Genomic DNA, 11,584 nt, shown 5'->3' with positions numbered 1-11,584 from the left:
AAGAACTTGTTTGTATTCAAATTATAGTTAAATACTGAGAATAATAATATGGCAAAGACAAGACTTGATGGAGAGGTTCAACCCGGTTTTAAATGGGGTCCGTTCACGATGCGGATCCCACTGATTCATTTACGTTTTTCATTAGCTGACATGCTACAAGGCCTAGCCGTAGCAGGTGCAACCGGAATGGCGTTGGTGCCTTATTTTATGGCGTTGTTAGGCCTTAACTTCGAAGAAGCCGTGACTATGGCAATGTTCCATAGTTTACTTATTTCTTTTTCTTGGCTATTTTTTGGCGACCCCTATGCACCGGGTTGGTTAACACCCGCAATTCCCTTCGTAGTGGCATTTATAACAGCACCGGCCTATTTAGGAGACCATACTTCTCAATTTCAGGCCATGACTGCACTTTCATTAAATTTTGCATTTATTTTAATCTTTTTAGGCGCTACCGGCCTCGGAGAAAAGTTAATTAAGATTGTGCCCAATGTGTTTAAGGGCGGCATTATACTGGGTGCAGCCGTCGCTGCCTTTTTGCGCGTAACCAAAGACGGTGATGCGGCAAATGTGTTTCAGTCGGCCCCAATAGCAGGTACCTTAGGTGTTGTTGTTTGCTTAGTTTTTGCTTTTTCTAAACCTTTGCATGCCATTGCGACGGATAAGAGATGGTTGGCAAAGCTACTTGGATTTGGCTTACTACCGGGCTTTATTGTGGCTGGTACCGTTGGATATTTCACAGGCGAATTTGAATACAATATTCGCTGGGAAATTTTAGATGTTGGCACGTCGGCAAATGCACTGTGGCAAAAAGCGTCACCATTCGTGATTGGCTGGCCATCAATAGACACTTTTATTGCTTCGTTCCCATTAGCCTTAATTACCTACATTTTATTTTTTGGAGATGTGGTCACCGGCAATGAAATGATAGAGCAAGCGCAAAAAGCTCGCAGCGATGAGAAATTAGAATTAAACAGTAGCCGCGCGCACATGGCTACAGGTATCAGAAACATATTAATGGGGATCATCGCCCCGTTCTTTGCGACTCAAGGAGTGCTGTGGACAGGAATTCAAGTTGTTCTTCTCAAGCGTTGGACGCAAGGTCGCGACAAGCTAGATTCGATTTTCGACAGCATTGGCAGTTTCTATGCGTTTGGTCTGCCATTTTTGTTTGTCTTCCTGCCATTAGTCACTTTATTACAACCACTGTTACCAGTGGCCTTGGCGGTGACCTTAGTACTCACTGCGTTTGCTTGTGCCACCCTGGCTTTATCGCTTGTACAGGACGCGACAGAGCGTGGTGCGATGGTTATAACCGCAATGGCATTTAGCGTGTTTGAGCCGTGGATTGGATTACTGGTCGGCATTATCACTATCATCGGTTTATGTGGATTTAAAGTATTCAAACCCGAAGAGAAAAGTTAATTAATGATATTTGAGAAAGTATATGCCTTAATTTGTATGTTTAGACGGCGCCACTATTGCAGATGTTAGCAACACTCAATCACTTAGTGTTGAGCATAAATGGACTAATTTAGACAAAAAAAATTCAGTACAAAGGCTGTATGAGCGCAACACGCCGATCTAATGATGACTAATATAGTGAATTAAAGCGGCGTGCACTTACAAGGTTAACACTTACAAGGTTAACACTTACAAGGTTAACACTGGCAAGTAAGCCCCTAAATTGGGCTATTAGTGTGTATAAATAAGGCGATAAATTAGGCTTATTTAATAAGCAAAAAAACCCTAAATATCCATTGCAGTTTATTTCATTTGATGTGAATCTACGCATATTATCACGCCCCTTTATGGAGACTTTAGTATGTCTGAACCATTACCCGATTTGATTGAAGAGGTCATTAGCCACTCGGAATTGAGTGACAGTGGAATAGGCGTGGCTGCAATTATTGCGCAGGCTGATGAAGATGAAATGGCATTGCTTCTCGAGTCATTGCCGATAGAACAGCGTTTAAGCCTTTGGCAAACTCTGCCGGATCATAAAAAGCTCGATATACTTATTGCCATGCGCGGTGATCCTCGTGAAGTATTGGTGCGAGCGACCGAGCCTGAACAATGGGATAAATTGTTTGTCGGTATTGAAGCCGAAGACTTGCTTGAACTTGCTGACTCATTACCTGAAGAGTTAGTTGAGCGCGCATATGCGGCGATGGATAGAGTACAAAAGCAGTATTTTACTGAAGCGAATCAATATCCAGAAGAACAAGTGGGTCATTGGATTACGCATGACTATTTAGTGCTTCCTTTGAATGCCAGAGTACGTGAGGGTATTCGTCTTATACGCCGCGAAATGCCACGCCATACGGATGTGATTTTTCTCATCAACCGCTCTGGCCATTTTTCCGAAGCCGTGCCTATTTCTAAGCTCTACGCGTTGCCCGAACACGTTCCCCTTGTTGACGTTGCACTGCACGATTTTCCAGTGATTAATGCCACGGATGAAGGCCAAAAGGTAGCAAAAGACGTTTTATTTTCAAGCTATGGTGCGTTACCTGTTATCGATGAAAATCGTAAATTAATTGGTAGAATTGACGTTACCACTGCCTCTGAATTGAGCGAAGAATATTATGAGCGCCAGCTGATGGCTAGCGCGGGTATGGATGAAAACGAAGATTTATTTTCACCGGTTCGCAGGAGCGCCAAGGCGCGTGCAATATGGTTAGGTATTAACTTACTGACTGCATTATTGGCCAGCGCGTTTATTGGGATGTTTGAAGCAACCCTTCAGCAGGTTGTGGCTTTGGCCGTATTGATGCCTGTAGTAGCAAGTATGGGCGGCATTGCTGGTAGTCAAACACTGACACTCATTATACGAGGCTTAGCACTAAAACAAGTTACCCCAGCCAACACCAGGGTACTACTATCTAAAGAATTGAAAGTGGGTGGACTGAACGGCATTATATGGGCTGTTGTAATTGGTATCGTGGCGTTCGCATGGTTCGGTGACCCGTTACTTGGCGTCGTAATAGCGATCGCGATTTTCTTAAATATCGTTGCTGCCGCATTTGCCGGTGTTTTTGTGCCGGTAATACTTGCTAAATTAAAAATTGATCCGGCGCTATCGGGCTCAGTAATTTTGACAACGGTTACTGACATAGTCGGATTTGTCGCGTTCCTTGGCTTGGGAACAATGCTGCTGTTGTAGCTCTTTAGGTTATAGCTTTAGGTTATAGCTTTAGGTTATAGCTTTAGGTTATAGCTTTAGGTTATAGCTTTAGGTTATAGCTTTAGGTTAATTTGAGCGGCGAGAGTACCCACTTGCTCTCGCATTTGTTTTACTGCATTGGCGTAACCGTCAATGCTCAAATCATCAACGAATTGAAAGCGAGAGAGTGTATTTTCAGCATTTTTTGATGATATTTCAAAAAAGCCTGAGAGTAGCAGCTTACCGTCTGCCCCTGGATAGAAATGTTCTATCGTCACACTAATACTGTCGCAACTATTGCACCTACTAACAAACTCACTATTTTCATTTAAATTATTCAGGTCGTTCAGTAATGCACGCCCAATAGCATCATCTAAACTGTCAGCCCAACTGTGATAATTCGCTTTAATAAGCACCTGCCCAGTATCACGCATAACTAACTGATTAGTACTTAAATAGTCAGGTAGGTTAATTTTTTCTAGTTTAATTCTAGCATTCGTGGTTCTTTGCTTTTGCGCTGCCGGTTCAGCATCAAATAGGTAATAAGTTGGATCAGGCGATCGTGATATTGTGCCGCATGACATAACCAACAAACAAAACACAGTTAACATAAACATTTTTTGCATATTAGTTTCCTTCTTCTTTAGACGCTTGTGGCTGTTTATCACTTCCTACCGGCCCACCAAATACAAGAGAGTTGGGCTGGTTAGTGACTTCTTTTACAATAGGTTTTATTTCGTCTAAGGCGACTTCAACTTTCTTTATCAATTGCTCAACCGAGCGATATACTTGCGAGTCCGGTTGCATGCCTTTTAATGTCGACTGCAATTCTTTCAGGCTGTGCTCTAACGTACTCAGGGTCATGCTCGCTTTTTCAATTACCTTAGCCGACGTTTTGACCGTTTCATCTGCGCTATCTCTTAATTCATTTATATTTGCAAGCGTGGCATTCAATGGTAATTTTTCGAGCTCGCCCAGAATATTTTCTAACTTTTTACTTAAACTCGCAAAGCCACCTTGCGCCGCCGGGATAACAGGGTATTCACCAAATCGACCGACTACGTTTATCGGCTTTCCGCCCGGCTGGAGGCTCACTTTCAGGTTTCCGGTTATCAAGTTCGCATTTTCAATAGACGCTGTTAGGCCTTCTTTGATCCAGTCATCAACCATTGCTTTGAAAATATCAATTGATATATATCCATTCTTCATCAAGCGCTCGGGTTCAAGTTTGATCACAACAGGAATGCGATCTTCTTTGCCAACACCGGCTATATCAATAATTTCCCAGAATTCCATATAGGGTTCGCTGACCGTGCCCAGTCTAATGCCTCGATAGTCTACCGGCGCTCCTTTGTGTAAACCACCGACGCTGTCTTCAACTAAAATAACGTACTCTATAAACTTGTAATCTCGTTGCTCATCGATACTTTCTTGTGAATCATAAACTTGAAATTGATAGTTTTGCGGCACACCTACTCCCGGCTCTGCATCATCAATAAGTCCAAATTCGACACCACCAGCAACTAGTGCATCTAACGATGCCATTGTTAGACTGACGCCTTGAGTCGAGGTCGTAATCGACAATCCATTTACATTCCAAAATGAGGTGTTTTCAGTCACTAGATTGTGAAAAGGAGCATGAATAAAAATGTCATAGTGAGCTTCTTGCTCAAGGTCGTCATAGTACTTTGACTCAACAGCACCTACTTCAAACCCTTTATGCAACACAGGGTTACCGACTTTAAGTGGCTTATTGCCACGTGAAATTAGTTTTAAGTGAATACCATCTGCATTAAGTGAGGTCACCGGTGGTGTTTCAAGACCCACAAATTCGACTGTTTCAATATTCGATTGCCCGGGTGATACTTCAATATAGGCGCCAGATAGCAGTGTTCCGACGCCGGTAAAACCGGTTGCGCCAAATCTAGGTTTTACGACCCAGAACTCACTGTCCTCTACTAAAAAAGAGTCCATTGACTTGTCCACCTCAATATCCACTAAAATAGTTTTTTTACCCGAACTAAAACTGATTTTTTTGACCAAGCCAATGTCTACATTACGATTTTTTAATACCGTCTTCTTCGCCTCCAATCCCTCTGCGGTTTCGAATTCAACTTGAATGTGAATACCACGATTTTGCCAGTCGTGGTAAACCATGCCAATACCAATAAGCACGGCAATCATTGGTAATATCCATATTATCGAAAAATTTGATTTATTGACGATAACCGGTACATTAGCAGCGCTGGCTAAAGTCGTATTCTGGTCAAGGTCATTAGTTGGCTTTGCTTTGTTTTGTTGTGGCTGCTGTTTGCTTTTATCTTTTGTCAGTTGGTCTGCACTTTTGGTTTCAAGCGGACTATCGGCATTGGAAGGATGACTACTTTGGGAATGAGCCGGTTTAGCATTTTCAGATTGTGCATTTTCTTCATTCTTGTTGCTAGTCATTCTTAGTCCACTTTATCCCAAAGGATCCTTGTATCAAACTGATGAGCACTGATCATCGTCATTATTACGACAGCAGCAAACGCAGTTGCCGCGAAGCCAACTTTAATTGACATTATCTCACCCAGTTGTATTAGAGCCACTAAAATAGACACAACAAATACATCAACCATCGACCACTTACCTATGAATTCAGTCACTCGATATAATTTAGTCAGTTCATACTGCTTGATGTCGTCAGCCCTAGTTGCACAATAGCACAGCCAAGCGAGAGCAAACATTTTGGCTATCGGTACAATCACACTGGCGATGAGAATGACCACCGCAATAAAATAGGAACCGTGTTCTAAGAACAAAATTATCCCACCAATAATAGTGCTCTCCGTAGTTTTACCGAGTAATTCTGTACTCATTATAGGGTAAATATTTGCAGGTATATAAAGCAAAATCGAAGTAACTAAAAGACTCAATGATATTTGTACACTATTTTTGACTCGAGATGACAATGCTGTACTGCAACGTTGGCAATGCGTTGTGGTGATAGGTGCTAGTTGATGGCACACCCGGCAATTAACCAAGCCGCTGTTTGCCGCCGTTTTCGGTTTTATTGAATTAACCATGGGGAGATGCCCTCGCCTGCTCTATCCAATCCCATAATCTATGGCTGTCTATAACGGATACAATATGCGTGAATAACGGTGCAAAAATCACATATGCCCAAAAAGACGATTCAAGTGAGATATCGGCCATCGAAGTCATTTTAATCAGCGCAACTAACACGCCAATTAGAAATACTTCGGCCATTGACCAAGGCAAAATATAACTCATCAATTTACCTAGCCATACCGAAGGTAGTATTTCAAAATTTCGATAGGTCGACAAAATAATAAGGCAAACAGACGTTAAGTAAAGTGTAGGGAGCAGCAATATAAAGGAAAAAACGAGAACCGCAACAAAGTAGTACTCTTGCGTATATAGCTCTGTAAATGTTTGTAATAAATTAATCGTGCGGATTTGTTCATTGGAAGAAAAAGAGATAAATGAAAATGTGCATGCAATAACCATTAAAATGAGGGCGGTAAAACTCATCGCCAATACATATTGTTTGGCGTTATTGTGTCCCATGGCAATGCTGTGATTACATCTTGGGCAGTGAACATTGGTACGATGTGAAATAACATCAGGCATATCTATAAGCAGATCGCATTCCAGACATGCGTGAAGATGCAGTTGGGCTTTATTCATTTGCAACAGGTTAGCCTAAATATCTTATACACAGAAGTATAAACCATGTTCATGAACAGTAAAGACGTGTTTGCGAATGACCACCTGCCTCTAAAATTAAGATCTAACAACATTAGTACCAGATTTGCAGGTGAAGTTGTTATAGACTAGAAGCAAGCACGTATTTTAGGCATTATTCAGTGGTTGCAGAATGAAATCAGCGCAAATAAAATCAATTAAAAGTGGTCATCTAGCTAAAGACCCATCAACTGCAATGGACAAAAAAACCAATGCAAAACCTGAAATGCATCATAGAAATGCGCACAACCTTGGCTACGACTTTGTTAAATTAGCGGAGGTACATGTTCCCTTAAGAAAATTTTTATTTGCTAATCCCGCTGGTAAACTAAGCATCGATTTTTCACAGCCTTGTGCAGTAAAAGCACTTAATGCTGGGTTACTAAAGCAATTCTATCAAGTCCAAAATTGGGACATTCCTGACGGTTTTTTATGCCCTGCAGTGCCTGGGCGAGCTGATTATATTCACTACATCGCCGATTTACTCGGACAAGATAAAAACGGTCAAATTCCTCAAGGAAAACAAATCAGAGGTTTAGATATTGGCACCGGCGCGAATCTAATATATCCAATAGTGGCGAGCCAAAGCTATGGTTGGAAAATGATAGGAAGCGATATTAATCAGGCTTCATATTCCGGTGCGAGTCTTATCGTTGAATCTAATCCTAACCTGGTTAAGCTGGTAAAAGTGCGTCTTCAAAAACAGCAAAATGCAATATTTGCTGGCGTTATTAAAGACGATGAGTTGTTTGATTTTAGTTTGTGCAATCCACCATTTCATATTTCTGCAGATGCTGCTTTAGCTGGCAGTCGCAAAAAGAATAAAAATTTGGCGAGACACAGCCAAAAACGCAGGGGCAAAGACTCCACAGCCATAAACCAGTCTTCACTCAATTTTGGTGGGCAGCATAATGAATTATGGTGCGAAGGTGGTGAATTTGAATTTGTCAAAAACATGATCACTGAAAGTGTTTCGTTTAAAGGCCAAGTGAAATGGTTTACCTCATTACTATCCAAAAAAGACAATGTCGTTCCTCTGCTAACGCTGGCAGAGAAACTTGGTGCAACCGAATGTAAAACCATTAATATGGCACAAGGTGCAAAAGCGAGCCGTTTCATTGCATGGCGTTTTTGACTCAAGCGTATTTGATTCAAGCGTATTTGATTTAAAGAATATTAACCCAAGAATGGTAAAAACGGACTCACTATGACTTCTTCGGACAATCCCAAACAACACTCTTTTGACCTCGACCCCTCGTGTCGTGAAACAGAGAACAAAAAAGGTAATGAGTCACTTATTGAAGCTACTGAAGAAAGCGTGAATATTGTTGAAGGCAAAGATACGGTTGGGAGCGTTGATACTCCTGAAAAAAGTAGTGATAAATCAGAACTCGAGTCGCCTATTGAGAGCGTTCATATACCAACAGGAGTTCGCTCATTTGATGATGCAAAATCGAATCCACCGCATACACAAGAAAGTGCCAAACTAAGCGATAAAGAAACACGTGAAATGGTTACCCCGTACGCTTTTACTGTTTCTCCTGAATTACTCGGTCAATCGCTAGCAACACCCACTCGAAGAGGTGTTGCAATGATGATTGATGTGTTTCTTATCGCCGTGTTAAGTGGACTCAGCGCCCTTTTATTTGCTGGTTTTGTTGCCATGACTTTTTTTAAAGCGGGTGATCGCTTAAAGCAACAAAAGCGCTTCAATTTTACCCGACTTACGCTGCGCGCAAGTGCTGCATGTTTATTATTCTTTATCATATTTGCGATTATTTCAGATATGGGCGAACCCGATGAACCGGTGTTGACTGAAGCTGCACAACGACAAGAAAACAAAGAAACCATGGAAAGCCTTCTTGATCTTGCTGCAGCGCTGATCGATGTCAGTTGCAAAGAAAATAGTGAGTGCTTGCTTAAGTATGCAGAAGGCGTCGCAATTAGCGCTGCTGCAATGGAAATTCCTGTCGAAGACATTAATGCGACAACCAGTGATATTGTCTCTCAAAAGGAATGGAGCGATGAAAAAAAATCCTTATTTATGGACAAATTCGTCAACACATTAAACGAAGAGCGCAATGCCTACACCGACGATATACTCAAAATTACTCAAGCAGCCGACGCCGCTGAGCAAACAAGCGCAGTTTACAGTGTAATTGAATTGGTTAAAGGTATTATGTCTGACCTTGGCCTGGGCTTAGGCTGGGCAGCATTGTATTTCAGCGTATTTACCGCCTGGTGGCGCGGACAAACTATTGGTAAAAAAGTTGTTGGAATTGAAGTGGTTAAACTCGACGGAAATTACCCCTCACTATGGGAAAGTTTCGGTCGCTACGGTGGCTATGGTGCAGGCTTCGCGACCGGCCTATTGGGTTTTTTACAAATTTATTGGGACCCTAATCGACAGGCCATTCAAGACAAAATATCAGAAACTTTGGTGCTCCGTTTAAAACCTAATGTAAAGAAACACTTTTAGTTATTGTTGTCTGACGTAAAGCGACATAATTGGAAAATAATTGGAAAATAATTTAAACGTGATTAGATTTTTTAATGCAACCTGAAGCAATCACTGTTTTGGCTTAAGTAACCGGTTTTAATAGGATTCTACAATGAGTGTCTCAGTTTTACTCGCCGGTTTCTCACTCGGATTTTCACTCATCCTAGCGATTGGTGCACAAAACGCATTTGTACTCAAACAAGGTTTAAAGCAGCAGCATGTATTTGTGGTTTGCATTATTTGCGCCTTATCTGACGCCGTTTTAATCACCGCAGGTATTGCTGGTTTTAGTGTCGTCGTGCAAAAATTTCCATTGCTCGAACAAATTGCAAGATACACTGGCGCCGCGTTTTTATTCTTCTACGCTGCAATCAGTTTTAAGGCTTTTTTTACCGCCGAGCATGCATTGCATGCGCGAGGCAAGGACGTCAGCAGCATTTTCACGGCTATATTGACCTGTTTAGCATTTACTTGGCTAAACCCGCATGTGTATCTAGACACAGTGGTAATACTAGGCTCTATTTCTACCCAATATGACGGCCAGCAACTGGCTTTCGGTGTTGGTGCGGTCACGGCATCTTTTGTCTTTTTCTTTTCACTTGGCTATGGTGCCAAACTTCTTATTCCCGTTTTTAAAAATCCCAACGCGTGGAAAATCCTTGAATTTATTATTGGATTTGTCATGTTAGCGTTGGGCATCAATTTGCTGGTTTAAGTAGCAAGTCAGTTTTTATTTTGCTGAGACAAAGGTAAAACGCAGATTTTATAAATCCAGGTCCAACTCTTTCAGTTTTCTGGTTAATGTATTGCGTCCCCAACCGAGCTTTTTAGCAGCATCTTGCTTATGTCCATGGGTATATTTTAAAGCTCGCTGCAATAGAATCTTTTCAAAGGTTGGCATTGCATCACCCAAAATATTGTCATATCCCGCTCCTAACTGCGAGTCGGCCCAAAGAGAGAGTAAGGTAGTCCAGTCATTACTATGCTGTTCTACCTTTAAATCATCAGGGGTGTTCAACAGTTCTGGCGGTAAATCAGCAGGATGAATTTCTTTTCCACTGGCCATAACAGTTAACCAACGACAGGTGTTTTCTAGCTGGCGGACGTTGCCAGGCCAAGCTAGTTGAGACAGCACTTTGGCGGCAGCCTTACTTAAAATTTTAACTTCAACACCCAATTCTTTTCCGGCTTTAGCTAAGAAATGATTAGCCAATAAGTGAATGTCTTCGCGACGCTCATTCAATGATGGAATATGAATACGAATAACGTTTAAACGATGATATAAGTCTTCTCGAAATTTCCCCTCGGCAACGCGCTTTTCAAGATTTTGATGTGTCGCTGCAATGATCCGCACATCCACACTGACTGGATTATGCCCCCCAACTCGATAAAATTGGCCTTCTGCCAATACTCTTAACAACCGAGTCTGCACATCAATCGGCATATCACCGATTTCATCTAAGAATAAGGTACCGCCATCAGCTTGTTCAAAACGACCTTGACGCGCGGCTTGTGCTCCAGTAAATGCTCCTTTTTCATGCCCAAATAATTCGGACTCGACCAAATCGGCCGGAATAGCAGCCATGTTTAAGGCAACAAATGTGTTAGCTGATCTCGGGCTGTGCTTATGTAGCGCAAGAGCAACAAGCTCTTTACCCGTTCCTGACTGGCCATTAATTAAAACACTTATTGATGAACGAGACAAACGCCCCACGGCACGAAAGACCTCTTGCATTGCCGGTGCTTCACCAATGATTTCTGCTGTTGGGTTAACCTGAGCAACCTGTTTTAGCTTGCTTTGCTCCTTGGCATGTTCAATTGCACGTTTGGTTAGTGTCACTGCTTCATCAATATCAAAGGGCTTCGGTAAATACTCAAAAGCACCGCCCTGATAGGCATTAACCGCACTGTCTAAATCAGAATGTGCGGTCATAATTATAACTGGCATTTCCGGGTATTGCTGATGGATCTCATTGAGTAATGTCATGCCATCCATTTGCGGCATTTTCACATCGGAGATAATTATTTGTGGTGCTTCGCCAGATTGAAGTTGAAGTAATAAATCTTCAGGGTTTTCAAAACTGACACAGGCAATGTTGGCTGCTTGCAATGCTTTTTGCAAAACCCAACGAATAGAGCTGTCGTCATCGACAATCCAAACTGGTTCATTCATA

General features: G+C 41.9%; 10 protein-coding genes. 5 read left to right on the top strand and 5 right to left on the bottom strand.

From position 1 onward, the window contains the following. Positions 1-48 precede the first annotated feature (48 nt). Both G399_RS0101280 and G399_RS0101275 read left to right on the top strand, forming a co-directional pair. On the top strand, positions 49-1,422 hold the full coding sequence (locus G399_RS0101280) for a hypothetical protein (RefSeq protein WP_006011280.1): 1,374 nt from the start codon (positions 49-51) through the stop codon (positions 1,420-1,422). 400 nt (positions 1,423-1,822) lie between these two features. After that, positions 1,823-3,163, top strand: a complete 1,341-nt coding sequence (locus G399_RS0101275) for a magnesium transporter (protein ID WP_006011278.1) — start codon at positions 1,823-1,825, stop codon at positions 3,161-3,163. Between the two features lie 74 nt (positions 3,164-3,237). Here the strand turns inward: G399_RS0101275 and G399_RS0101270 are convergent, their stop codons facing one another. The 4 genes from G399_RS0101270 to G399_RS19925 are packed head-to-tail and all read right to left on the bottom strand — an operon-like array spanning position 3,238 to position 6,853. Then, positions 3,238-3,789, bottom strand: coding sequence for a PqiC family protein (locus tag G399_RS0101270; RefSeq protein WP_006011276.1), 552 nt, complete (start codon positions 3,787-3,789; stop codon positions 3,238-3,240). A gap of 1 nt (position 3,790) precedes the next feature. Continuing rightward, positions 3,791-5,611 (bottom strand): PqiB family protein, encoded by a 1,821-nt coding sequence (locus G399_RS0101265; protein WP_006011274.1) that lies wholly within the window; start codon positions 5,609-5,611, stop codon positions 3,791-3,793. A 2-nt stretch (positions 5,612-5,613) separates the two neighbouring features. Then, positions 5,614-6,228: a paraquat-inducible protein A gene (locus tag G399_RS19930; protein WP_051288457.1), complete on the bottom strand. Its 615-nt coding sequence runs from the start codon at positions 6,226-6,228 to the stop codon at positions 5,614-5,616. Next, positions 6,221-6,853: a paraquat-inducible protein A gene (locus G399_RS19925; protein WP_081585788.1), complete on the bottom strand. Its 633-nt coding sequence runs from the start codon at positions 6,851-6,853 to the stop codon at positions 6,221-6,223. The genes G399_RS19930 and G399_RS19925 overlap by 8 nt, the downstream gene beginning before the upstream one ends. Positions 6,854-7,043: 190 nt before the next feature. On the opposite strand from G399_RS19925, the gene rlmF reads away from it, so the two are divergent. From rlmF to G399_RS0101245, 3 genes are all read left to right on the top strand, one after another. Next, positions 7,044-8,045, top strand: coding sequence for a 23S rRNA (adenine(1618)-N(6))-methyltransferase RlmF (gene rlmF, locus G399_RS0101255; protein ID WP_006011273.1), 1,002 nt, complete (start codon positions 7,044-7,046; stop codon positions 8,043-8,045). 72 nt (positions 8,046-8,117) lie between these two features. Beyond that, positions 8,118-9,389, top strand: a complete 1,272-nt coding sequence (locus G399_RS0101250) for an RDD family protein (protein WP_006011271.1) — start codon at positions 8,118-8,120, stop codon at positions 9,387-9,389. Between the two features lie 133 nt (positions 9,390-9,522). Continuing rightward, entirely contained in the window at positions 9,523-10,125 is a 603-nt protein-coding gene (locus G399_RS0101245) for a LysE/ArgO family amino acid transporter (protein ID WP_006011270.1), read from the top strand. A 48-nt stretch (positions 10,126-10,173) separates the two neighbouring features. On the opposite strand, the gene glnG is transcribed toward G399_RS0101245, so the two are convergent. After that, the gene (glnG, locus tag G399_RS0101240) at positions 10,174-11,583 is read right to left on the bottom strand and encodes a nitrogen regulation protein NR(I) (protein WP_006011269.1); all 1,410 of its coding nucleotides are present in this window, start codon (positions 11,581-11,583) and stop codon (positions 10,174-10,176) included. Position 11,584: the final 1 nt, after the last annotated feature.

This window comes from Brumicola pallidula DSM 14239 = ACAM 615, from assembly GCF_000428905.1.
GTDB classification, from domain to species: Bacteria; Pseudomonadota; Gammaproteobacteria; order Enterobacterales; family Alteromonadaceae; genus Glaciecola; species Glaciecola pallidula.
Note: the sequence above shows the minus strand (reverse complement) of the source record. Positions and strands in the feature narration are given on the sequence as shown.